The sequence below is a fragment of the Vibrio sp. S11_S32 genome (genome assembly GCF_014694465.1).
GTDB lineage: Bacteria > Pseudomonadota > Gammaproteobacteria > Enterobacterales > Vibrionaceae > Vibrio > Vibrio algicola.
Window position 1 is genome coordinate 1 of the sequence record NZ_JAAUWS010000031.1, and the last position, 23,394, is coordinate 23,394.

Genomic DNA, 23,394 nt, shown 5'->3' on the forward strand with positions numbered 1-23,394 from the left:
TGATTGAGCGTGTCAAACACTTTCTGCAATCTTTTTTCGTTAACCTTTTTGAGAAGGTTATGACCTCTGACTCGTTGCGGCCGTTAGGCTGTGTGCTCCGTGTCAGTGAGGTCGCATTATAGAGATCAACTCTATATTGGCAAGATCTTTTTTACACTTTTTTGTTTTTATTCCCACTTCGACGAAAAAAGGAGCACAACGCTCCTTTTTTGTTTGTTTTATCGGCAGTTTCATCGCGATTGGTTAGATAAAAGCGTAAGCATCGGCAAACATTCGTTCTTTGTTTGCCAATTTATGATCAACAAAACGATCTCTAGCTGCCCCAGCCATTTCAAAACGACCTGCAATATAAATATCAAAGTCGCTGAGTGAATCGAAATCTTGCTCAATTGCCTCTAATACATTGCCTTTCTTACCACCCCAATCTTGTTCATCTGCCTCTACTACCGGAATAAAGTGTACATTACTATGTTCTGTCGCTATTTTTTCAAGCTCGCGCATCGCATATAGCTGCTCACTATCTTTACCTCCCCAATATAAGTAAATCGGTTGTGGCAGTTGTTGACTGACGCAGTGATCTAAAATTGATCGGGTATAACTGAAACCCGTACCACCAGCGATCAATAATAATGAACGGTCGGAAGGCGATTGAAGATAAGCGCTGCCGTGCGGTGCATCTATTTCAATGGTTTGATTATTGGCATAAGCATGATTCATCGCTTCGACCACTTCTATAGCGTAAGCATTATGATCAGCAGCGCCAATATGTAATTCTAACTCACCATTATGGCGACATGGGCTACTTGCAATTGAAAATGGACGTTTATCTTTTTCGCCCATTACCACCATCAAATACTGCCCCGCTTTATAATCGACAGACGTTTGAGGCGCTAAAATAATTCGGTAAGTATTACGCGCTAATGGCTCTATTGTTTTTACGTTGCATTGTATAGTCATGGTTTCCTCATGGTCACTCATCTAAAATTAAGATCAAGTGACTCTTTGCATAAGCTAGGCACGGAAATATCCAACCTTGTTCTTGCTCTTTTTGTGTGAGCATAGGTTCAAGTTGATAATGAACATCTCCTTGTGATTTTTTACATAAGCACGTTGTACAAACACCAACCTTACAACGGCTTGGCATTTGTACGCCACATTGTAGTGCCGCTTCGAGAATAGTTTGACCTTCACTCACTTCAAACTGTTGCTGACTCGGCAGTAACGTGACTTTATAAGACATTTTATTTTTGCTGTGGGAAGATATTGAGTTCCTCCCAAATAGAGTCAATTTTATTCACAATGGAAGGATCTTTTTTAATTGGTGTTCCCCACTCTCTTTGGGTTTCACCCCACAATTTATTAGTGGCATCCATGACCATTTTAGAGTGACTTGAATCCGTCGTCTCTTCCTCTTCGAGTATTAGAGTATCTCGAGTCGGGTCCATGCGAGTGGTTACCGCCCAAATAATATCATTCCAGTCATGAATATTGACATCATCATCACATATCATCATAAACCTAACATCAATCGATGAGGCTAAATATTGCCACAGTTCCATTGCTAAGCGGCGACTGTGTCCCACTTCTTGTTTGCGGATACTCACTATCATCATTTGATGAGAAGTAGGAGCCGTTGGGAAATGCAGCTCGATGATCTCAGGAAAATGTTGATACAAAGAAGCCAGTTGTTCAGCATTTAACTTTGCCGAATCATGCAAAGTATTACTCTCATCGGTCGAGGCCAATTCTGCCGCCCATTTTTGAGTAACATCTAAACCCATTTTGGATCCAAGCCCCACGACTGGTGAAGCAAAATCTAATGAATCAATGGGGGTGTTATCAATCAATACCGTATCACGAACAGGATCCATGTGGGTGATCATAGCTTGAGTAATACTGCTCCAATCTCGAATATCAACATCTTGATCGCACACAATGACAAATTTGGTATACATAAACTGACGTAAAAAAGACCATACCCCCATCATCACGCGCTTGGCATGTCCAGGGTATTGTTTTTTCATGGTTACCACCGCCATACGATAGGAGCATCCTTCTGGTGGTAAATAAAAGTCTTCAATTTCTGGAAATTGTTTTTGCAAAATAGGCACAAATACTTCATTTAATGCCACCCCTAACACTGCAGGCTCATCGGGCGGGCGGCCAGTATAAGTGCTGTGATAAATGGCATCTTTTCGCATAGTTAAATGGGTAATGGTAAATACATGATGTTTTTCGACTTCATTAAAATAACCTGTGTGATCGCCGTAAGGACCTTCATCAGCAAACTCTTCTGGATCGATATAGCCTTCGAGTACGATTTCAGCGCTGGCGGGAACATCCAGATCATTACTAATAGATTTAACCACTTCGGTTTTACTGCCTCGCAATAACCCCGCAAAAGCGTATTCGGATAGCGTATCTGGGATCGGCGTGACTGCGCCTAAAATTGTAGCTGGGTCGGCGCCAAAAGCCACTGATACTGGGAAAGGTTCACCTGGGTGAGTTTCCATCCAATCTTTCATATCCAATGCGCCACCACGATGCGCTAACCAACGCATGATGATTTTATTCTTAGCGATTTTTTGCTGACGATAAATACCAAGATTTTGACGTTTTTTATTCGGACCTTTCGTTACCGTTAACCCCCAAGTTAGCAATGGCGCCACATCACCTGGCCAGCAACTCATGATCGGAAGCTTATCCAGATCAATCTCATCCCCTTGCAAAATAATATCCTGGCAAGCAGCACGACGAAGCCGCTTAGCTGGCATATTCAATACTTGCTTAAACACCGGCAATTTATTGATGGCATCTTTGAACCCTTTTGGAGGCTCAGGCTCTTTAAGGTAGGCCAATAACTTTCCAACTTCGCGCAGTTCTTTGACTTCATTGCGCCCCATCCCCATTGCAACCCGCTCTGCCGTACCAAATAAGTTGGTCAACACTGGCATATCGTAACCGATCGGGTTTTCAAACAATAAAGCCGGCCCACCAGCACGTAAAGTACGATCGCTGATCTCTGTCATTTCATAATCAGGGTCAACAGGGTGTGTAATGCGCTTCAGTAGCCCTTTGCTTTCAAGCTGGACAATAAAATCTCGTAAATCCTTTATACTCATACTACTTCTACTGACTATTTAAATTTGCTGACATTATATACCCAAGTCACCTCAAGATGCAGTTTCTTGCTATATACCCAAGTCACTTCAATTAAAATCATTTCAACCGTTATCCATCACTAGGGGGAGACGGTTTGTGTCATCGGAATTAAGCCGCTATTGATTAACTGCTGCACCCAATCTGCATGACCTGCACTCACCAGTAGTTCCTGCATCCAATCTTGATCTTCGACTTGGTTTAGTTGTGCCACAAAAAACTGCTCTAATGTCATTGGCATAGGTTTAATCTTGACTAAAGCGCGCATTGCGGTCGATTTTAAGGCTGGGTTGTCGGTCGCTAAGATCAGTTGTTGGGTCGAGAATGTATCCCCAACCTTGGCTAATCGTTGCACTTCTTTTTCGGCATCAGTATTACTCTTCATCCTCCAGAGCAAATGATACATACGTGGATCTTGCGAAGCTTGCGCCATTTTAGCCATCACCGCGGAAGACGGCAGCCATTGTACAACCTTGGCACCAGCAATTTGTTCGACTAAATAAGATAACGCTTGTGGCGATAAACTATCAATCGCTGAAATAAGCAGTGACTCACGTTGAGCAACTTGTGCCGATGAGCCTTGCAACCATTGATCTAGTGGAAGGTTATTGTCTTCTGCCGCCAGAATAAAGTCGAAATTGGATTGAGTATGGGTGCGTTGTTGCATCAGACGTGTTGCGATAATTGAAGCATTAAAAGCAGGAATGGTAGTTTGATAGCCATCTCCAGTTTCTTCAATATTGTAGATTGCAGTATGTTGCGTTTGAGCTTGAACAAATGTTGCGGTCTTAATCCCTAAGACAACCTGATTTTGTTCTAATTTTTTTAACAATAGAAAACGGGCTATCTCTTGATTGGGCATCGAGAGAGTATTCAGTTGGCTGTTCAGTGATTGAGCATCATCACTCATCGCAAGCGCGTATAAGTTAGTAACGATCTCATGCAACTGAGGTTGCTGTAACCATTGCTGAGACTCTTCTCGTGAGATAGATACAGCGTTCGCAAATGGACTGCCTACTCCGATCAAACAACAAAGAATCAATGCATACCATCCTTGGCGCATAAGCTATCTTCCTTTGATAATTATCTTGACGTTACTTGGATATATACTTCTATACAATAAAAATCACCGCTCAATGTGAGCGGTGATTAAAAGTAGAGTTAACCCTTTGAACAAATACCAATCTAAGCGATTATCTAGCCAGATATACGATTGGTAAAATCATCATTACTGACGGCGCATCGCATCAAAGAACTCATTATTGGTCTTGGTCATGGCAAGCTTATCAATCAGGAATTCCATCGCATCGGTTTCACTCATTGGGTGAACAATCTTACGTAGGATCCACATTTTCTGTAGCTCATCACCTTTGGTCAGCAACTCTTCACGACGAGTACCTGAACGGTTGAAATCAATCGCAGGGAAAACACGTTTTTCCGCAATCTTACGGTTAAGGTGCAATTCCATGTTACCGGTACCTTTAAACTCTTCGTAGATAACTTCATCCATTTTAGAGCCCGTATCAACCAATGCAGTTGCGATGATGGTTAAACTACCACCTTCTTCAACATTACGTGCTGCACCAAAGAAACGCTTTGGACGGTGCAAGGCATTCGCATCAACACCACCCGTTAAAATCTTACCTGATGATGGGATCACGGTGTTATAAGCACGAGCTAAACGAGTGATCGAATCGAGTAAAATGACCACATCTTTTTTATGCTCAACCAAACGCTTGGCTTTTTCAATTACCATTTCAGCCACTTGTACGTGGCGAGACGCTGGCTCATCAAAAGTAGAAGCAATCACTTCACCTTTTACCAAGCGTTGCATTTCGGTTACTTCTTCAGGACGCTCATCAATCAGCAATACCATCAACTCACACTCAGGGTGGTTGTGGGCAATACTTTGGGCAATGTTTTGTAGCAACATGGTTTTACCCGCTTTCGGCGGAGCAACAATCAGACCACGTTGACCTTTCCCAATAGGTGAAGCCAAATCAAGAACACGTGCTGTAATATCTTCGGTTGAACCATTACCACGCTCCATCACCATACGTTCGTTGGCATGCAAAGGGGTTAAGTTTTCGAAAAGAATTTTATTACGAGCATTATCAGGACGGTCAAAGTTAACCTTATTGACTTTAAGCAGAGCAAAATAACGCTCGCCATCTTTTGGTGGACGAATTTTTCCGGCTACCGAGTCACCTGTGCGTAAATTAAAACGACGAATTTGGCTAGGTGATACATAAATATCATCTGGGCCGGCAAGGTAAGAACAATCTGCCGAGCGTAAGAAGCCAAAGCCATCTTGAAGAATTTCTAAAACCCCATCGCCAAATATATCTTCACCACCTTTAGCCTGAGCTTTTAGGATAGAAAAAATAATGTCTTGTTTGCGTAAACGGGCTAAGTTTTCTAGACCTAGACTCTCTCCAAGCGCAACAAGTTCGGAAACAGGGCGATTTTTAAGTTCAGTCAGGTTCATTGTGGTGGATGCTTGTTTTGTCAAAATAGGATTCTGTATTGGTGGTTTATAAGATAGGTATGACCTTAAGGATCGGCCATGAAATGAAAAGCTGTATATTTAACGTCCGATAAATTATCACTAAACTTAAGACTAGTCTAGCTTTTAAAAAATACAAAACCGCAAATAACATCATTATCTGCGGTTAGGTATTAATTAATCATATAAAAATTAATTATAGGTTGGCATCTAAAAACTCTTTTAATTGAGTTTTTGATAACGCGCCAACTTTGGTTGCAGCAACACTACCGTCTTTAAAGAGCAGCAATGTTGGAATACCACGAATACCAAATTTTGGTGGCGTTCCTGCATTTTGATCGATGTTTAACTTACCAATCGTCAACTTGCCTTCATATTCATCGGCAATTTCATCAAGAATTGGGGCAATCATTTTACAAGGACCACACCATTCTGCCCAGAAATCGACTAGAACTGGACCAGCAGCTTTGATTACATCGTTCTCGAAACCTTCGTCAGAAAGCTGCATAATCTTGTCACTCATCTTGCACTCCAATGTCTACTTTTATGAGCTGGTTGGATGATAACCAGCAATTAGATTCCCTATTGGAATGGATTTACTTTCGTATTGCAAGCTTAAGCTGATATTCTATAGCTATGAAGAAGACACATATCACAGAGCAAAAATTCGCCGACTTGGATTTATTACCCCAAGTCATTGAAGGATTGGATAAAAAAGGGTTTGAGTTTTGTACCCCTATCCAAGCCTTGGCGTTGCCGGTACTGCTCACCGGCCAAGACATTGCAGGCCAAGCCCAAACGGGTACAGGTAAAACACTCGCGTTTCTTACTGCTACTTTTAATCACCTACTCACAACTGAAGCTCCAGAAGGCCGTGCTAAAACCAGCCCTCGCGCTATCATTATGGCTCCGACTCGCGAACTTGCGATCCAGATCTACAATGATGCTGAAGGTCTGATTGGCACGACAGGTCTAAAAGCGGGTTTAGCTTACGGTGGCGAAAGCTATGATAAGCAATTAACTAAGCTGCAAGACGGTGTGGATATTTTAATCGGGACTTGTGGTCGTATTATCGACTTCTACAAACAGAAAGTCTTCGATTTAAATAGCATTCAAGCGGTGGTATTAGATGAAGCCGATCGCATGTTCGATCTTGGCTTTATTAAAGATATCCGTTTCTTATTCCGCCGCATGCCTGAGCCGAAAGACCGTCTTAACATGCTGTTTTCTGCCACGCTGTCTTACCGCGTACAAGAATTAGCCTTTGAGCACATGCACAATCCTGAGCATGTTGTGGTTGAAGATGAAACAAAAACTGGGGTTAACATTAAGGAAGAGTTGTTCTACCCATCCAATGAACACAAAATGGCGTTACTTCAAACATTAATTGAAGAAGAATGGCCAGAGCGTGCGATCATTTTTGCGAACACTAAATACAAATGTGAATCAGTTTGGGGTCACCTCGCAGCTGATGGACATCGTGTTGGATTGTTAACTGGTGATGTACCACAGAAAAAACGTGAGCGTATCTTAGATGAATTTACGCGTGGTGATGTGGATTTCTTAGTTGCCACCGATGTGGCGGCGCGTGGATTACACATTCCTGCAGTAACTCATGTCTTTAACTTTGATCTGCCTGATGATGCTGAAGATTACGTACACCGAATTGGTCGTACTGGTCGCGCTGGTGCAAGTGGTTCATCCATTAGTTTTGCCTGTGAAGATTACGCCATTAATCTGCCTGCGATTGAAGAGTACATTGAGCACTCGATCCCAATGTCAGAATATGATGCCGATGCTTTATTGACAGAATTACCAACCGCATTACGCTTGCAACGTCGCCCACAAACAAATCGTCGTACCAATACCGGCGGCGCTCGTGGTTCGAATCGTAATAATGGTGCACGTAACAATAATCGTCGTCCACCACGCCAACCACGTAGTTAATCAGTTAGGTAGTAATAGATAAGCTACCGCAAAAAGGTGTGATTGATTTATGAGTACAGCAGTTTCATCACCACTTTACGCCGCTATCGATCTTGGTTCGAATAGTTTTCACATGTTAGTGGTCCGTCATATCGACGGTAGCGTGCAAACGATGGCAAAAATTAAGCGTAAAGTGCGTCTGGCTAATGGGTTAGATAAAAATAATCAACTAAGCCAAGAAGCGATGCAACGCGGATGGGACTGCTTGAACTTATTTTCTGAGCGCCTACAAGATATACCAGCCGAAAACATTCGCATTGTTGGCACGGCAGCATTACGCTCTGCTACCAACGTGGATGTTTTTCTGCGTCAGGCCAATCAAATACTTGGTCATAACATTGAGATTATTTCAGGCCAAGAAGAAGCTGCGACCATTTATAAAGGTGTCGCCCATACTTCTGGCGGTCTAGGTCGTCGCTTGGTGGTTGATATTGGCGGAGCCAGTACCGAACTCATCATAGGCAAAGAATTTAAAACCCAAGCATTAATCAGCCTATCGATGGGCTGTGTCACTTGGCTCGATCATTATTTCCATGATCGCCAATTAACCCAACATAATTTCGATAATGCGATTAACGCTGCAAAAGCCACTCTACAACCTATTTTAGCCAAATACACTCAACTCGGTTGGGATGTATGCGTCGGTGCCAGTGGTACCGTACAAGCTCTACAAGAGATCATGCTCGCACAGGGCATGGATGAAGTGATCACCCTTCCTAAGCTTAAGCGCTTACAAAAACAGGCGATGGCTGCGTCGCATTTAGAAGAATTAGATATTGAAGGTTTAACCTTAGAGCGAGCCTTAGTGTTCCCAAGTGGGCTTTCTATTCTAATCGCTATTTTTGAAAGTTTAAAGATCGAATCAATGACCTTAGCCGGTGGCGCACTGCGTGAAGGTTTAGTGTATGAAATGATCAGTGAAATGCGACACTCCGATATTCGTCAACGTACCATTGATAGCGTTCAAAAACGTTATCAAGTCGATATCCATTATGCGAATCAAGTGGCAAAAACTGCTTTACAATTACTCGCGCAGTGCCAGCCTAATCAAGCTCACGCAGCCCAAAGGCAAGATCCTCTGCTCTGGATTAGTGAAGCTCAAGCGCCATTTTTACTGCAATCAGCGGCAGAGTTACATGAAATTGGTTTAAGTATCGATTTTAAAAAAGGCGGCGAGCATGGTGCCTATCTTATTCAACATTTAGATCTACCCGGCTTTACTCGCGCGCAAAAGCATTTACTGGCAGAGTGGATCCGTCGTTACCGCGAACAGCTCACCTCATTGCCGGAGCAACACGCCCTTTCGAACCAAAGCAGTAAGCGACTATTAAGGATATTACGCCTTGCGGTATTGCTCACTCATCGGCGTGATGTTGATTTACAACCTTTAGTAACACTCAGCGCCAATGGTGACGCGATGACCCTCTCTATCTCACAGGCTTGGCTTGAGGTTAATCCACTCACTTATGCCGAGCTTGAGTTAGAAGCCAATCGTCAAACCGATATTGGTTGGCCGTTAATTATCGATTTGATTTAATCTAGGTTATTTTCAATAAAAAATGGAGCCTAACTGGCTCCATTTTTATATCAATTCCATAAATTTAATGATCAAGCGAAATTAAATACGCAGAACATTTCTATTCATGAACCGGCGCATCCGCACTAATATTATCTTGCGCTAACCACTCAGCCACATCTTTGGCAAAATACGTCAAAATACCATCAGCACCGGCGCGCTTAAAGCAAAGCAAGGATTCTAATACCGTTTCTTTCTCTTTCAACCATCCGTTTTGAATCGCAGCTTTATGCATCGCATATTCACCCGATACTTGGTATGCAAAAGTCGGTACTTGTAGTTCAGTTTTAACTCGGCGCACAATATCCAAATACGGCATACCGGGTTTCACCATCACCATATCCGCACCTTCATTGATATCCATCGCCACTTCATGGATCGCTTCATCGCTATTGGCCGGATCCATTTGGTAGTTTTTCTTATTACCACCTTTTAAATTACTGCTCGAACCGACCGCATCACGGAAAGGACCATAATAATTAGACGCATACTTGGCCGAGTAAGCCATGATTTGAGTATGAATATGCCCTGCTTTTTCTAACGCTTCACGGATTTTCCCTATGCGGCCATCCATCATATCTGACGGGGCCACCACATCAGCACCAGCCGCCGCATGTGATAAAGCCTGCTTGACTAAGACTTCGGTCGTTTCATCATTTTGCACATAACCATCAGCATCGATAATACCGTCTTGACCATGGGTGGTATAAGGGTCTAGCGCCACATCGGTGATCACGCCTAGTTCTGGCACATGCTCTTTTAATGCTTTTACTGCACGTTGTACTAAACCTTCAGGATTGTAGGCTTCAGCGGCACATAAAGACTTTACATCTTGGCTCACCACAGGGAAAAGCGCGATCGCAGGTACGCCAAGCTTGGCTAAATAGTCTGCTTCTTCTAATAACAGATCAATTGAGAGACGATCGACACCTGGCATCGACTCGACGGCTTCACGACGGTTTTTCCCCATTAAGACAAACATCGGGTAAATCAAGTCGTCCACACTGACTTTATTTTCCGCCACCAAACGGCGACTAAAATCATGCTTACGAATACGGCGTAGACGACGACCTGGAAATTGACCTTGAATAGATACAGACACCCTAACTCTCCTTAATGATCCTAAGCGAGAAACTAACTCATGCTCGCTTTTAATGTATGGCGTTATCATATCACTCTCGACTAAGCTTGAAACCTGCTATTGAAGTGACGACCTCTCAAGTTACCAACTAAATGAAGTCTAATCGATGTGACGATTATCTCACGGTCGTTTATACTGCACAGACCACATCTTTACTGAGTTGATTATGATTGATAGCCACGCCCATATTTACGCGACTGAATTTGATGATGACCGCGACCAAGTGGTACAACGTGCTCTTGCGGTTGGAATTAACAAGATTTTATTGCCAAATATCGATCTCGATTCGATTGCACCTATGCTCGCCACTCAAGCGCGTTATCCCGATATCTGTCACTCAATGATGGGACTGCACCCTTGTTATGTGAACGACAATATCGAGCAAGACTTAGCGGTGATCCGTCAATGGTTTAACCAGCATCAATTTATTGCCGTTGGTGAGATTGGGATTGATCTCTATTGGGATAAAACCTACCAGCAACAACAAGAATTGGCTTTTCGCACTCAATTACAATGGGCCAAAGAGCTTAACTTGTCGGTGGTGATCCACACTCGCGATTCAATTGATCAAACTTTAGAGATACTACAGCAAGAACAGGATGGCTCTCTGCGCGGCGTTTTTCATTGTTTCGGCGGAACCATTGAACAAGCCAATGCAATTAACCAACAGGGCTTTCATTTAGGCTTAGGCGGTGTATCGACCTTTAAGAACGGCGGCATGGATAAGGTTATTCCTCATCTGGATTTAGATTTTGTTATTTTAGAAACCGACTGCCCTTACCTCGCCCCAACGCCACATCGCGGCAAACGTAATGAGCCTTCGTTTATGGCATTAGTTGCTCAGCGTATTGCCGATTTACGTGAGATCTCCGTCGAGCAAGTGTCAACCATCACCCGCCTTAACACTCAGCAGTTATTTAATCTCAAATAAAGCCAACTCGACTATTTTCATTCTCGGCTAAAGCTAAATTGTCGGCAATAAAAAACGCGATACTTTTGAAGTATCGCGTTTTTTATTAATACTATATCGGAAACAACGACTCGATTTAGTCCGCTTTCGCTGATGTCTCTTGGTCTTCGTCATCTTCGGTCTCATCGTCATCCTCACTCGGGCGAGTATAGAAACGAGAGAAGAACAAACCGATCTCAAACAGAATACACATAGGCACTGCCAGTAAGGTTTGCGAGACCATGTCAGGAGGAGTGAGCAACATTCCAACCACAAAAGCGATAACCACCACATAAGGGCGCTTTTCAGATAAGGTTTTAGCATCGGTCGCGCCGGTCCAGCATAATAGAATAATGGCCACCGGTACTTCAAACGCGATCCCGAACGCCATAAACAGTGATAATACAAAGTCTAGATAACTGGATATGTCAGTAGCAAATTCAACCCCTCCAAGCGTTATCGCAGTGAAGAAAGAGAAAATCAGCGGGAATACCACATAATAAGCAAATGCCACACCACAATAAAATAGCAATGAACTTGAAAATAACAATGGTGCAATTAAGCGACGTTCATGCTTATACAAACCAGGCGCAACAAAAGCCCAGATTTGATACAACACAAAAGGTACGGCAATAAAGACCGCTACCGTCAGTGTCAATTTTAATGGCGTAAAGAAAGGCGAAGCCACATCCGTTGCAATCATGCTGCCACCTGCTGGTAGGCGACTGATCAAAGGTGCGGAAACAAATTCATAGATTTGACTAGAAAACCAAACGATCGCAATAAAGATAATTAGGATAGAAGCGAGCGCTTTTAAAATTCTATTTCGAAGCTCAAGAAGATGAGTGATCAGCGGTTGAGCTTGTTGTTCTGTGGACATGTAAAACCTCAATAATGGGACGCCTAGCTCATACGGAGTCTAGGCGACATTGAAAGACTATTTCTATGGCGTTTTATTCACATCAGCTTTACTCGCCTCTGCTTTCCCTACGTCGATAGTTTTGCTTTCCGTTGCTGTCTCATTTATGGCCTTATTCACATCCGGTGATGCGACATCATCTGCCTTGGTCATTGGTTGAGTTTCTTCATTCTTATCTTTCGCATAAGGCCGTTGCACGTCTTGTGCGGCCTGTTTTAATGCCTCAATTGAGGATTGCAGCTCTGGTGATAAATCTTTCATCCCCATATTTTCTGCTTTGCGAAGATTGTCTTGTAACTCTTGAATTTTAAGTTCTTGTGATAGCTCATCTTTAACGCTGTTCGCCATGTTTTTCGCAGTGCTAATAAACTTAGTCACACTGCGAATCGCATGCGGCAAACGCTCAGGTCCGAGCACCACTAAGGCGACAACCGATATTAATACCAGCTCCCAAAAACCGATATCAAACACCAGTTAGCCCTGCTCTTTTTCTTTTTTTGCATCCGTTTGTACCGATGCATCAGTTTTTTCTTGGTTAATTGATTTAGGATCAAAATCGGCATCATTGTCATTCGACTTTGCTGCTGGTTGATTTTCTTCTTCACTCATGGCCTTTTTGAAGCCCTTAACCGCTGAACCTAAATCACCACCAATGCCTCGTAGTTTCTTAGTACCAAATAAAAGTACTACGATCACTGCAATGATTAAAAGTTGCCAAATACTGATTCCGCCCATCTTATTTACCTCGGGTCTGATATTAAAAAAGAAGCACATGATACTGCGCTTGGTTTACATTTTAGTGACGATACGCTTTCCAGCTCGCAAGCCAAAAAAGAACGCCGATAACACCACCAGCCATCGACAAATCAGAATGCCAGTGGTTGGTGCTCAATTGTAATATGGCAGAGCATACGACTAATGTGGCTCCAATGCCAAATAAAAACTTACCTTTGGCTTGTTTGCGTTTATTTAACGCGTAGCTGTCATAGAGATGCGCGACCTTTTGATCCATATCACGACTGCGCTTTAATGTTTCGTATAGGAGTTCTGGCAATTCTGGCAATTTTTCAGCCCATAATGGCGCCTTCTCTTTAACCGCATTGAGCAGTGCTTTAGGCCCAACTTGTTCAAGCATCCATTTTTCAAGAAACGGCTTTGCGGTTTCCCATAAATCCAACTGCGGATAAAGTTGTCGTCCTAGCCCTTCTACGTATAACAAGGTTTTTTGCAATAAAACTAATTGTGGCTGAACTTCCATATTAAACCGGCGTGCGGTATTAAAGAGGTTTAGCAACACATGACCAAATGATATTTCACATAATGGCTTGGCAAAAATAGGCTCACAAACCGTCCTAATCGCGGATTCAAAATCCACGACATTGGTATCGATTGGAACCCATCCCGAATCAACATGTAATTCGGCCACTCGGCGATAATCACGATTAAAGAAAGCTAAAAAGTTTTCCGCTAAATAGCGCTTATCTTCATTATTTAAAGTACCGACAATTCCGCAATCAAGTCCAATCCATAATGGATTTTCCGGTGTTTCATGTGAAACAAAAACATTACCCGGGTGCATATCGGCATGGAAAAAGCTGTCACGAAATACTTGAGTAAAAAAGACAGTGACGCCCTTTTCCGCCAATAGTTTCATATTGGTGCCATTGGTTTGCAAGGTTGCAATATCGGAGACCTGCACGCCATAAATACGCTCAGACACCATTAGGTGCTCACTGCTGAAGTCCATAAGAACATCAGGAACGTATAAATCTTCACTATTTAAGAAGTTACGTCTTAATTGTAGTGCATTAGCCGCTTCGCAACGCAGATCAAGCTCATGAACCAAAGTACTTTCATATTCTTTTATCACTTCAACGGGCTTCAAACGGCGTGCATCGGGCATAAATTTGGCAATAATATGTGCCATGCGATACATCAATTTTAGGTCCGCTTCGATCACAGGACGAATATCAGGACGGATCACCTTAAGTACAATTTCTTGTCCTGTGGCTTTGACTGTCGCGGTATGAACCTGAGCAATGGAAGCAGAAGCAAGCGGATTGATATCAAAATCATCAAACCATTGTTCGACTGGGCCACCCAGTGACTGTTCAATTTGTTGTTTAGCTAACCGCCCATCAAACGGGCTAACCTGATCTTGCAATAACGCTAAAGGGTCGGCGATATGGTCGGGGAACAAATCGCGACGTGTTGACATCATTTGACCAAACTTAATCCACACTGGCCCTAATTCTTGCAATGCCAAACGCAGACGATCACCTAATAGCTTATCTTGATGCTTCGGACGTAACCAAAATAACATCTTTCTAAACAAACGTGGGTATTTAGTCAGGTGGTGATCTGGCAATAACTCGTCAAGGCCATATTCGAGTTGAATCTTAGTAATTCGATACAGACGACGAATTTCATTTAAGGTCATGTTTTCTCTATCCACTGATTCATTTTTTGTTCAAGACGAGCCACACAACTGGTCACGTCATCAACTTGGTCACAAAAGTAAGCCACTTCTAAACCATTTGGGGCAAGTTTCCACTCTTCGGTTATTACTGTAGCCAAGCGTTGTTGTTGCAGTTGCGCTTCATTACGTAACCATTGCGCGGGTTGTTTAATACCTTGAATCACAGTATGCGCGATAACATCACCGGTTATTCGTGACATCCATTCTTCAATATCCGGTTTAATATCAGTGATAAGTTGCGAAAATTTCTGAGCCAGTTGAATATCACCTTCAAGCACTAATTGATCTTGTTTAATTAATTGAGTAATTCGAGATTGATCTTTCAGCTTTGGTAAAGTGCTTAGTTTTAGGCTCAAATAGCAATCGGGTTGCCCTTCATACTGGCTTAAAATATCAACTTGATGACTAAAGACAAAAATCAAGTTGCGGTCTAAATCTTGTAAATGTATATGAATAACTTTGCCTTTCAGCCTAGCCACTTGTTGCACAAATTGGACATCATCTTGAATCAGTCGATTAAGAGCCGTTTCAATAACACCTGTCACTAAAGGTTCAAATGGCATAATTACCCCTTAAAATTTATAACCACGGTGCAGCGCAACAATACCACCAGTTAGATTGAAATAGCTGGTTTGCTCAAAACCGGCCTCATCCATCATACCTTTCAATGTGTCTTGATCTGGGTGCATGCGGATAGACTCAGCTAAGTAACGATAGCTATCGGCATCATTGGCAATCACTTGACCTATCTTCGGTAACAGATGGAAAGAATAAGCATCATACACTTTCGACAATGCCTGCATTTGGGGCTTTGAAAACTCCAACACCAACAAACGACCACCAGGTTTTAATACTCGGAACATTGAGCGCAGAGCTTTATCTTTATCGGTTACATTACGTAAGCCGAAAGCGATAGTAATACAATCAAAATGATCATCTGGAAATGGCAGTTCTTCAGCATTAGCTTGTACATAATGCACGTTACCCACTACTCCAAGGTCGCGTAATTTATCACGCCCCACATTGAGCATAGAGTTATTGATATCAGCTAAAATAACATGCCCGGTATCGCCGACAATACGAGAGAACTTAGCCGTCAAATCACCCGTTCCACCGGCCAAATCGAGAACTTTATGCCCAGGGCGAACACCACTGCAATCAATAGTAAAGCGCTTCCATAAACGGTGAATACCAACCGACATTAAATCATTCATAATGTCGTACTTTGCCGCTACAGAGTGAAACACTTCCGCGACTTTCTCTACTTTTTTGTCTTTTGCCACAGTCGTGAAGCCAAAGTGAGTCGTATCATCTTGAGTCGTTAAATTATCTGATTGCACTTGCTTATCCATCGTGATTATGTCGATTAGTTAATTTCAGCTCGAATCTGGGCCAATAAAGAAGCGGTTAGTTTACTTTATCCTCTAGCACTTGTCTGTCATTGTGAAAGTCATTTTGCGCAATTTCTGCTAAATTAGGCGCAATCTCTTTTTTCACTTCTACCCCTAAACTTCTAAAACCTTCAGCTTGGCGAATAAGATTGCCCTTTCCTAACGATAATTTGTTCATTGCGCCTTGATAACTCGATTCTGCACGACTCAACGCACTACCAACCGCTTGCATGTCGTCAACAAATAAGCGCATTTTGTCGTAGAGTTTACTGGCGCGTTCTGCAATTAATTTTGCATTCTGATTTTGTCGTTCATTACGCCACAAATTACTGATGGTACGTAACGCGACTAACAATGTGGTTGGACTCACTAAAATAATATTCTGCTCCATCGCATCACGAACCAAACTTGGATCCGCTTCCATTGCTAACTGAAACGCCGGCTCAATCGGGATAAACATCAACACATAATCGAGCGATGTGATCCCTTGCAGTTGATGGTAATCTTTTTGGCTGAGTAATTTAATATGACTGCGCATGGCAAGAAGATGGGCATTAATGGCTTTGGATTTCTCGGTATCGGTTTCGCCATTAAAATAACGCTCAAAAGCGACTAAAGTCATTTTGGAATCAATCACTACTTGCTTGTTTTCCGGTAAGTTAACAATGACATCTGGCTGATAACGCTTACCGCTTTCATGATTCAAACTGACTTGAGTAAGGTATTCATGCCCTTCTCGCAAACCGGAGTCTTTTAGTACTTTAGCGAGAACCACTTCGCCCCAATTACCTTGCTGTTTATTATCGCCTTTTAGCGCTTGGGTTAAGTTAACCGCATCTTGCGCCATTTGTTGATTCAGTTTTTGTAAGTGACGAATTTCATGCACTAAGGTGTGACGTTCTTTAGCTTCTTGATTAAAGCTAGTATCTACTTGTTGCTTGAATCCAGTTAACTGCTCTTTTAGTGGCGACAGTAAGCCCTCTAAGCTTAATTTGTTTTGTTCATCGACACTTTTTACTTTGCTTTCAAACAATTGATTAGCTAGGCTTTCAAATTCAACTTTAAGCCTTTGTTCGGCTTTTTCTAATATCTGAAGTTTCTCTTGCGCTGCTTTTTGCGATTCATAGTGACGCACTTCGAGCTCTCGGTTGGCCGCTTTATAGTCACTAAGTTGAGATTGCAATTGCTCAATATATTGCTTGCTCTGCTGCATCTCTTGTTGTAAAACCTGATAATGATCAAGTCGTTCATTGGCCGCCATTAATTGACCATGCGCCTGACGCGCCTCAAACTCAGACTTATCGCGCGCGACATCTAATTGCTCCAACTCTTTTTGATGCTCACCATTAAGATGTTGAAGCTGTTGAATGCTTTGTTGCAGTAAATTGATTTCGCCATTGTGATTTTGCTGTGCTTGAGTGAGTTTATTTTTGTGATCGTATCGGAGCCATGCGATTAGCAAAATAGACAGAATCGTGATACCTATTAAGCAAAGGTAAAGCAAATCGCTTTCATTAGTGAACGGGGGCATATAAATCCTTATGACATGTAATGTAGCAATCGTGGTGACTCTCTCGTCAACAACGTTATCAATAAATAGATAACTTTGTTGATGGCTATGACTAAGTATAAATCATATTAGATACTGTATAAATGTCCAGTCTATTCTTGGGCGCAATGAAGTTGCTGTACAGACAACAAAGCAACGGATCAAGTAAGACGGATAGGTAGGGATTTAGCAGTTAAAATGGAAATAATTATGCCTTCTACAAACAATGAACGCACTGCCGTGGTGCTTGGGTTAAGCGCGGTATTACTATGGTCAACCGTTGCCACCGCTTTCAAACTAACTTTGGCACAATTTAGTCCAATTCAAATGCTATTGGTTGCCAGTATCGTTTCCGCCTTCACCTTATTACTGATTTGTGGCTATCAAGGCAAGTTAAACCAAATCGTTCCAATTTTTAAAGCCAATCCTAAATTCTTCCTTCTATTAGGATTAATTAATCCCTTTGGCTATTATTTGATTTTATTTAAAGCCTATGAACTACTACCCGCCTCACAGGCTCAGCCTTTAAACTACAGTTGGGCGATCACTTTAACCTTAATGGCGGCGATATTTTTAGGTCAAAAAATTCGCCGTCAAGATTGGGTCGCTTGTGGTTTAGGTTACTTTGGGGTGTTAATCATTGCCACCAAAGGTGACTTATTAGGCTTGCACTTTGAGAGTCCACTAGGGGTAATACTGGCGTTATTATCGACTTTGTTATGGGCATCTTATTGGATCTTAAATACTAAAAATAAATCCGACCCTATCATCGTGGTGCTACTTGGCTTTTTGATCTCCCTGCCTTTTTCATTATTTGCCGCTTGGCATGAGGGGCATGCATGGTCTCACATCAATTGGCAAGGATGGTTGGCGGTTTCTTATGTTGGATTATTTGAAATGGGGATCACGTTTGTGCTGTGGTTGAGCGCATTAAAGCTCACTCAGAATACCGCTCGGCTCAGTAATTTTATATTTCTATCACCATTTATTTCATTATTATTACTATCTCAAATTATAGGCGAGACAATTTACCCATCGACGATAATTGGCTTGGTGTTTATTTTGATTGGGTTAATGATCCAGCAAATAAAATTCAAGCGACATCGTTCAACATCGACGACTCGCTCAGGGTAAAATAAGTTTATTTCTTAGCGAGAAATTTTTCTAACTCTTCAATCGAAAAGCCTTTGTCTTTCATATCTTGGGCGATCAATTGAATATTTTCATCTTTACGCGATTCAAGAACTGTTTGAAATTGATAGATGATGTCTCGTAATGTTTCTAATGGCAGCTGCTTAGCGGCGCTGCGAATGCGCTCTTCACTTTGATTGCCGAGTTCAGCTAGTAACTTTCCATACATGACTTTTTCTGGGCTTTCTTCTAATTGCTCTAAGATTCGAGCCATTTCATAAGTGGTAATAGACATAAGCGATTCAAGTTTCCGTATCGGTGGTTTTTATTTTTTGAGTTGTCAAATATACGCTTCATATTGTTTTTGGCAAATTAAATTATCAATTATATTGGTGATGAATGATTAAGATTCCCTACGTAGAAATATACCTTCTTATTATGTCCAGTACTCGATCTGCTACAAGCTTAGCTTTAACAATAAGGAGATAATGTTAAGATTAATCAGGTTATATTTGAAACATAAAAATAAATAGATGCATTAGAAGTTGCACATTATATTAAGGATAAAACATGTCACTTAACATTTCAGATCGCATTGAAGCTTTACGCCAATGGTTAACCAACAACAACCTCGATGCAGTTATCATTCCTCACGAAGATGAATACTTGGGCGAATATATTCCACTGCATAATGAAAGGCTTGCTTATATCTCGGGCTTTGTCGGATCAGCCGGTGCCGCAATCATCACTCAAGATCAGGCGGCTATTTTTGTCGATGGTCGATATACCATTCAAGTCACTAAACAAGCACCAAGTGATATTTTCTCTTATCATCATCTAATTCAACAACCACCTCTGCAATGGGCAAGTCAAAATCTTAAACAAGGTGCACGCCTTGCTATCGATCCAAAAATGCACTCTGCGGTTTGGTTTGAGAAAGCCGAAGTTCAGTTATCACAACAACTGCAGCTGATCAGCTTAGATCACAATCCGATTGATGTTATCTGGCAAGATCGTCCCGATCCTATTGAATCATCAATGCGTTTAATGGATCTTGAACTGGTAGGACAATCAAGTGCAGACAAGCGTCAACAAATTGCTGATATTCTAGTGAATGATAACCTTGATGCAGCTTTATTGACGCAATTAGACTCGGTGTGCTGGTTACTTAATATTCGTGGCTTAGACGTTTCTCGCCTGCCGGTACTATTAAGCCAAGCGATCATTCATCAAAATGGTAGCGTTGATTTCTTTATTGATCCCTCTCGTGTACCAGACAATTTCGCCCAACATGTTGGAGCCAATGTACGTGTTCACTCTCCTCTGCAACTTGAAACAGTATTAGCCTCATTGGCGACTAAAAAAGTATTAGTCGATCCAAGTACTTCTAATGCTTGGTTCTCACTGATATTGAATAAGCACAAGGCCATCATTCATCCTGCCGCGGATCCATGTCTATTACCTAAAGCTTGTAAAAATAACGTTGAAGCACAAGGGATGATCAATTGTCATGTCCGAGATGGCGTGGCGATGTCTTCTTTTTTATGTTGGTTAGATAAAGAAGTTGCGAGTGGTCGACTGCATGATGAAGATCTGTTAGCGACCAAACTACAACAATGTCGCGAACAAGATCCGACTCTGGCCGATTTAAGTTTCGATACTATTTCAGCGGCAGGCAGCAATGCAGCAATGTGTCATTACAATCACGCCGATCAATCTGAGTTTGGGAAGCTAAGTTTAAACAGTTTGTACTTAGTTGATTCTGGTGGCCAATATCAAGATGGCACCACAGATATTACTCGCACTATTGCGATTGGAACACCTTCAGAATTTATGAAGCAACAATATACTTTAGTGCTGAAAGGTCACATTGCTTTAGCCAGTGCTCGCTTTCCCAAAGGCACAACAGGTAGTCAACTGGATGTTTTGGCCCGCCAATTTTTATGGGCAAAAGGCTATAACTATGATCACGGTACCGGTCATGGTGTCGGTCACTTCTTAAGTGTGCATGAAGGCCCTCAGCGTATTTCACCTGCGTATAATGGTGTGGCGCTGCAAGCGGGCATGGTAGTTTCAAATGAACCCGGTTATTACCGTACCGATGAATTTGGTATTCGGATCGAGAACCTAGAGTTAATTAATCCAGTTGAAACCAATGGTGATCTGGAACTGCTTGGATTGCACTCTCTAACCCGTTGTCCTATTGATGTGCGAGCGATCAATGTTGATATGCTCAATCGTCCAGAACTCACTTGGCTCAATGATTATCATCAGAAAGTGTGGGATGATTTAAGCCCACTCGTGAATAGTGAGGTTAAAATCTGGCTGCAACACGCAACCCAACCATTACGTTACGCCGATTAATATCATCGAAAATAGTAACTATCAAAACAATAATGAAAAAGGCCTAACATTATCGCTAATGTTAGGCCTTATTGTTTCACGTGAAACATTCAAACTAACCAGAGTAAGCCGAATGCCAGTCAGTCCATACAGCTTCAAATCCTCGCGACTTTACCGCCGCTTCTACTTGTTGCGCTGAACGCTCATCACTGATGGCGAATTGCTCCAACTCAACATCGGCATTAGCGTAACCCCCAGGTTGTGTTTTGGAGGCTGCAGAAATACTGGTAACCCCTAACGCTAAAACATTATCTCTAAACTGTGGCGATTCACGTGTCGATAATGACAATTCAACTTGAGGGTTAAACAAGCGGTAAGCACAAATCAGCTGTACCAGTTGTTTATCTGTCATGACTGATTTAGGTTGAACACCACCTTCGCACGGTCTTAATCTTGGAAAAGAAATGGAGTAACGTGATTGCCAGTACTGTTTTTCAAGATACTGCAAATGGGTCGCAGTGAAAAAACAATCTGTTCTCCATTCTTCTAAGCCAATCAAAGCCCCAATGCCTATTTTATCGATGCCTGCTTTTGCCAGCCGATCAGGGGTGTCTAATCGATAATAAAAATCTTGTTTATTGCCGCGTAAATGATGCTGAGCATAAGTAGAAGGATGATAGGTTTCTTGGTATACCATCACCGCATCTAAACCTAAGGTTTTCAATTCGGCGTATTGATGCTGTTCAAGCGGCTGGACTTCCATAGCTAGATAATTGAATGACTGCTTGATTAAGGGGAGCGTTTGGCGAAAGTATTTCATTCCAACTTTAGTTTCATGCTCTCCGGTTACCAATAAAACACTATCGAACTTCATCGCTTTGATCGCACGGATTTCACCTGAAATCTCTATCAAATTTAATGTTTTGCGTTTGATGCGATTATCCATAGAAAAACCACAGTAACTACACGAATTGGCGCATAAGTTCGATAGATAAAGTGGTATATAGAAACCTATCGTATGACCAAACCTCTGACGAGTTAATCGATAGGATTGCTGTGCCATTTGTTCGATATAGCTTTCGGCCGCCGGCGAGATTAACGCTTTAAAATCTTCCAGATCAAGCTTATTTTTGCCTAGCGCTCGCTCTACATCTCGTGCGGTTTTACTGTATATCGACAGCTTAATATTATCCCAGTCTAATTTTTTAAAATGTTCAATAAAGCTCATCACCCACTCCTAAGATAAAAAAGAGGTTAATGGACTTGATGCAACCGCCTGATGACTACTCGCAGCTAATCCCGCAAGATAAGCGATTCTGCCCGCTTGTACTGAAAGTTTAAATGCTTCTGCCATCAAGTTCGGATCGTTGGCAGAGGTAATCGCAGTGTTAACCAGTACCGCATCTGCACCCAATTCCATTGCTTGAGCTGCGTGAGATGGCGCGCCAATTCCCGCATCGACAATCACCGGAATGTTTGCTTGATCGATAATAATTTCGAGAAAATCTTTCGATGCTAGTCCTTTATTGGACCCTATCGGCGAACCTAATGGCATGATTGCGGCACATCCAACTTGCTCTAAATGACGACACAGAACTGGATCGGCATGACAGTATGGTAGGACGACAAAACCGAGCTTTACTAATTCTTCTGCGGCTTTTAGGGTTTCTATTGGATCCGGCATTAAATATTTAGGATCGGGATGTATCTCTAATTTAAGCCAGTTAGTCGCCAAAGCTTCACGCGCTAATTCAGCCGCTAAAATCGCTTCTTTCACCCCTTTGGCGCCCGAGGTATTGGGTAATAAATTAATTTTTGCATTGATTAATGGCTTTAAAATATCATCATCTTGGTTATGTATATTGATCCGTTTTAATGCCATTGTACAAAGTTGCGTTCCTGAAACTTCCAATGCATTGGCCATTATTGATTGATTGGCGAACTTTCCCGTTCCGGTAAAAAGGCGAGAAGAAAAAATCTTATCGGCGATAACTAGACTATCTGATGAAGTATTAGGTTTCACAATTGTGGAAGATATCATTCACTCAGCCCCCTGCTATTGCTTGGAAAAGAGAAATTTGATCACCACTATTAATCTCAAATTCGTCCCAGCAAGAATGTGGGACGATGGTGTGATTTACCGTAATCGCTATATTGTTTATTTCAATTTCTAATTGTGTGAGTAAGCCACTCACAGAAGTCACACCATCCAGTAGCACCACTTCTTCATTGACCATTATATTCATCTTCTATCCTAGAAATTTG

General features: G+C 42.0%; 23 protein-coding genes. 5 read left to right on the plus strand and 18 right to left on the minus strand.

Annotation, left to right across the window (positions count from 1 at the left end):
- Nucleotides 1–243: 243 nt before the first annotated feature.
- The 6 genes from fre to trxA form a co-directional block, all read right to left on the minus strand.
- A complete protein-coding gene (gene fre, locus HC723_RS12540; protein WP_190339342.1) occupies nt 244–957 on the minus strand; it encodes an NAD(P)H-flavin reductase in 714 nt (237 codons plus the stop codon).
- 13 nt (nt 958–970) lie between these two features.
- Entirely contained in the window at nt 971–1,240 is a 270-nt protein-coding gene (locus tag HC723_RS12545) for a 2Fe-2S iron-sulfur cluster-binding protein (RefSeq protein ID WP_190339343.1), read from the minus strand.
- A 1-nt stretch (nt 1,241) separates the two neighbouring features.
- Nucleotides 1,242–3,122, minus strand: a complete 1,881-nt coding sequence (ubiD, locus tag HC723_RS12550; RefSeq protein WP_190339344.1) for a 4-hydroxy-3-polyprenylbenzoate decarboxylase — start codon at nt 3,120–3,122, stop codon at nt 1,242–1,244.
- A gap of 119 nt (nt 3,123–3,241) precedes the next feature.
- Entirely contained in the window at nt 3,242–4,222 is a 981-nt protein-coding gene (locus HC723_RS12555; RefSeq protein WP_190339345.1) for a hypothetical protein, read from the minus strand.
- 165 nt (nt 4,223–4,387) lie between these two features.
- Nucleotides 4,388–5,647 (minus strand): transcription termination factor Rho, encoded by a 1,260-nt coding sequence (gene rho / locus HC723_RS12560; RefSeq protein ID WP_153448091.1) that lies wholly within the window; start codon nt 5,645–5,647, stop codon nt 4,388–4,390.
- Between the two features lie 214 nt (nt 5,648–5,861).
- Nucleotides 5,862–6,188, minus strand: coding sequence for a thioredoxin TrxA (gene trxA, locus HC723_RS12565; RefSeq protein WP_153445625.1), 327 nt, complete (start codon nt 6,186–6,188; stop codon nt 5,862–5,864).
- Nucleotides 6,189–6,301: 113 nt separating this feature from the next.
- Between trxA and rhlB the strand changes: the two genes are divergently transcribed.
- Together rhlB and gppA are read left to right on the plus strand one after the other, a co-directional pair.
- Complete coding sequence (gene rhlB / locus HC723_RS12570) at nt 6,302–7,612, plus strand: ATP-dependent RNA helicase RhlB (protein ID WP_153445623.1); 1,311 nt, start codon at nt 6,302–6,304, stop codon at nt 7,610–7,612.
- Nucleotides 7,613–7,661: 49 nt separating this feature from the next.
- Nucleotides 7,662–9,188 (plus strand): guanosine-5'-triphosphate,3'-diphosphate diphosphatase, encoded by a 1,527-nt coding sequence (gene gppA, locus HC723_RS12575; protein WP_153445621.1) that lies wholly within the window; start codon nt 7,662–7,664, stop codon nt 9,186–9,188.
- Nucleotides 9,189–9,288: 100 nt separating this feature from the next.
- On the opposite strand, the gene hemB is transcribed toward gppA, so the two are convergent.
- The gene (gene hemB, locus HC723_RS12580) at nt 9,289–10,329 is read right to left on the minus strand and encodes a porphobilinogen synthase (RefSeq protein WP_190339346.1); all 1,041 of its coding nucleotides are present in this window, start codon (nt 10,327–10,329) and stop codon (nt 9,289–9,291) included.
- A 205-nt stretch (nt 10,330–10,534) separates the two neighbouring features.
- Here hemB and HC723_RS12585 point away from each other — a divergent pair, with 205 nt between their 5' ends.
- Complete coding sequence (locus HC723_RS12585) at nt 10,535–11,299, plus strand: TatD family hydrolase (RefSeq protein ID WP_190339347.1); 765 nt, start codon at nt 10,535–10,537, stop codon at nt 11,297–11,299.
- A gap of 115 nt (nt 11,300–11,414) precedes the next feature.
- On the opposite strand, the gene tatC is transcribed toward HC723_RS12585, so the two are convergent.
- From tatC to rmuC, 7 genes are all read right to left on the minus strand, one after another.
- The gene (gene tatC / locus HC723_RS12590) at nt 11,415–12,197 is read right to left on the minus strand and encodes a twin-arginine translocase subunit TatC (RefSeq protein ID WP_153445616.1); all 783 of its coding nucleotides are present in this window, start codon (nt 12,195–12,197) and stop codon (nt 11,415–11,417) included.
- 63 nt (nt 12,198–12,260) lie between these two features.
- The gene (gene tatB, locus HC723_RS12595; RefSeq protein WP_190339348.1) at nt 12,261–12,707 is read right to left on the minus strand and encodes a Sec-independent protein translocase protein TatB; all 447 of its coding nucleotides are present in this window, start codon (nt 12,705–12,707) and stop codon (nt 12,261–12,263) included.
- A gap of 3 nt (nt 12,708–12,710) precedes the next feature.
- Complete coding sequence (gene tatA, locus HC723_RS12600; RefSeq protein ID WP_153445612.1) at nt 12,711–12,971, minus strand: Sec-independent protein translocase subunit TatA; 261 nt, start codon at nt 12,969–12,971, stop codon at nt 12,711–12,713.
- Nucleotides 12,972–13,032: 61 nt separating this feature from the next.
- Complete coding sequence (ubiB, locus tag HC723_RS12605) at nt 13,033–14,676, minus strand: ubiquinone biosynthesis regulatory protein kinase UbiB (protein WP_190339349.1); 1,644 nt, start codon at nt 14,674–14,676, stop codon at nt 13,033–13,035.
- Entirely contained in the window at nt 14,673–15,278 is a 606-nt protein-coding gene (locus HC723_RS12610; protein WP_190339350.1) for a ubiquinone biosynthesis accessory factor UbiJ, read from the minus strand. Before HC723_RS12610 ends, ubiB begins: the two co-directional genes overlap by 4 nt.
- Before the next feature lie 9 nt (nt 15,279–15,287).
- Nucleotides 15,288–16,067, minus strand: a complete 780-nt coding sequence (ubiE, locus tag HC723_RS12615) for a bifunctional demethylmenaquinone methyltransferase/2-methoxy-6-polyprenyl-1,4-benzoquinol methylase UbiE (RefSeq protein ID WP_153445606.1) — start codon at nt 16,065–16,067, stop codon at nt 15,288–15,290.
- Between the two features lie 55 nt (nt 16,068–16,122).
- Entirely contained in the window at nt 16,123–17,637 is a 1,515-nt protein-coding gene (gene rmuC, locus HC723_RS12620) for a DNA recombination protein RmuC (protein ID WP_153445604.1), read from the minus strand.
- A 228-nt stretch (nt 17,638–17,865) separates the two neighbouring features.
- On the opposite strand from rmuC, the gene HC723_RS12625 reads away from it, so the two are divergent.
- On the plus strand, nt 17,866–18,789 hold the full coding sequence (locus HC723_RS12625) for a DMT family transporter (RefSeq protein WP_190339351.1): 924 nt from the start codon (nt 17,866–17,868) through the stop codon (nt 18,787–18,789).
- 7 nt (nt 18,790–18,796) lie between these two features.
- On the opposite strand, the gene tsrA is transcribed toward HC723_RS12625, so the two are convergent.
- Nucleotides 18,797–19,081 (minus strand): H-NS-like global regulator TsrA, encoded by a 285-nt coding sequence (gene tsrA / locus HC723_RS12630; RefSeq protein WP_153445600.1) that lies wholly within the window; start codon nt 19,079–19,081, stop codon nt 18,797–18,799.
- 275 nt (nt 19,082–19,356) lie between these two features.
- Here tsrA and HC723_RS12635 point away from each other — a divergent pair, with 275 nt between their 5' ends.
- Entirely contained in the window at nt 19,357–21,150 is a 1,794-nt protein-coding gene (locus HC723_RS12635; protein WP_190339352.1) for an aminopeptidase P family protein, read from the plus strand.
- A 94-nt stretch (nt 21,151–21,244) separates the two neighbouring features.
- Here HC723_RS12635 and thiH read toward each other — a convergent pair whose 3' ends face one another.
- From thiH to thiS, 3 genes are read right to left on the minus strand one after another with little or no spacing between them, the layout of a single operon-like run.
- Entirely contained in the window at nt 21,245–22,357 is a 1,113-nt protein-coding gene (gene thiH, locus HC723_RS12640; protein WP_190339353.1) for a 2-iminoacetate synthase ThiH, read from the minus strand.
- A 9-nt stretch (nt 22,358–22,366) separates the two neighbouring features.
- Nucleotides 22,367–23,170: a thiazole synthase gene (locus HC723_RS12645; protein ID WP_190339354.1), complete on the minus strand. Its 804-nt coding sequence runs from the start codon at nt 23,168–23,170 to the stop codon at nt 22,367–22,369.
- A 4-nt stretch (nt 23,171–23,174) separates the two neighbouring features.
- Entirely contained in the window at nt 23,175–23,375 is a 201-nt protein-coding gene (thiS, locus tag HC723_RS12650) for a sulfur carrier protein ThiS (protein WP_153445593.1), read from the minus strand.
- Between the last annotated feature and the right edge of the window lie 19 nt (nt 23,376–23,394).

What these genes read in the sequence shown, in the direction of transcription:
- fre (WP_190339342.1), bottom strand. Translation starts at nt 957, where the DNA reads ATGACTATACAATGCAACGTAAAAACAATAGAGCCATTAGCGCGTAAT.
- HC723_RS12545 (WP_190339343.1), bottom strand. Translation starts at nt 1,240, where the DNA reads ATGTCTTATAAAGTCACGTTACTGCCGAGTCAGCAACAGTTTGAAGTG.
- ubiD (WP_190339344.1), bottom strand. Translation starts at nt 3,122, where the DNA reads ATGAGTATAAAGGATTTACGAGATTTTATTGTCCAGCTTGAAAGCAAA.
- HC723_RS12555 (WP_190339345.1), bottom strand. Translation starts at nt 4,222, where the DNA reads ATGCGCCAAGGATGGTATGCATTGATTCTTTGTTGTTTGATCGGAGTA.
- rho (WP_153448091.1), bottom strand. Translation starts at nt 5,647, where the DNA reads ATGAACCTGACTGAACTTAAAAATCGCCCTGTTTCCGAACTTGTTGCG.
- trxA (WP_153445625.1), bottom strand. Translation starts at nt 6,188, where the DNA reads ATGAGTGACAAGATTATGCAGCTTTCTGACGAAGGTTTCGAGAACGAT.
- rhlB (WP_153445623.1), top strand. Translation starts at nt 6,302, where the DNA reads ATGAAGAAGACACATATCACAGAGCAAAAATTCGCCGACTTGGATTTA.
- gppA (WP_153445621.1), top strand. Translation starts at nt 7,662, where the DNA reads ATGAGTACAGCAGTTTCATCACCACTTTACGCCGCTATCGATCTTGGT.
- HC723_RS12585 (WP_190339347.1), top strand. Translation starts at nt 10,535, where the DNA reads ATGATTGATAGCCACGCCCATATTTACGCGACTGAATTTGATGATGAC.
- tatC (WP_153445616.1), bottom strand. Translation starts at nt 12,197, where the DNA reads ATGTCCACAGAACAACAAGCTCAACCGCTGATCACTCATCTTCTTGAG.
- tatA (WP_153445612.1), bottom strand. Translation starts at nt 12,971, where the DNA reads ATGGGCGGAATCAGTATTTGGCAACTTTTAATCATTGCAGTGATCGTA.
- ubiB (WP_190339349.1), bottom strand. Translation starts at nt 14,676, where the DNA reads ATGACCTTAAATGAAATTCGTCGTCTGTATCGAATTACTAAGATTCAA.
- HC723_RS12610 (WP_190339350.1), bottom strand. Translation starts at nt 15,278, where the DNA reads ATGCCATTTGAACCTTTAGTGACAGGTGTTATTGAAACGGCTCTTAAT.
- ubiE (WP_153445606.1), bottom strand. Translation starts at nt 16,067, where the DNA reads ATGGATAAGCAAGTGCAATCAGATAATTTAACGACTCAAGATGATACG.
- rmuC (WP_153445604.1), bottom strand. Translation starts at nt 17,637, where the DNA reads ATGCCCCCGTTCACTAATGAAAGCGATTTGCTTTACCTTTGCTTAATA.
- HC723_RS12625 (WP_190339351.1), top strand. Translation starts at nt 17,866, where the DNA reads ATGCCTTCTACAAACAATGAACGCACTGCCGTGGTGCTTGGGTTAAGC.
- tsrA (WP_153445600.1), bottom strand. Translation starts at nt 19,081, where the DNA reads ATGTCTATTACCACTTATGAAATGGCTCGAATCTTAGAGCAATTAGAA.
- HC723_RS12635 (WP_190339352.1), top strand. Translation starts at nt 19,357, where the DNA reads ATGTCACTTAACATTTCAGATCGCATTGAAGCTTTACGCCAATGGTTA.
- thiH (WP_190339353.1), bottom strand. Translation starts at nt 22,357, where the DNA reads ATGAGCTTTATTGAACATTTTAAAAAATTAGACTGGGATAATATTAAG.
- HC723_RS12645 (WP_190339354.1), bottom strand. Translation starts at nt 23,170, where the DNA reads ATGATATCTTCCACAATTGTGAAACCTAATACTTCATCAGATAGTCTA.
- thiS (WP_153445593.1), bottom strand. Translation starts at nt 23,375, where the DNA reads ATGAATATAATGGTCAATGAAGAAGTGGTGCTACTGGATGGTGTGACT.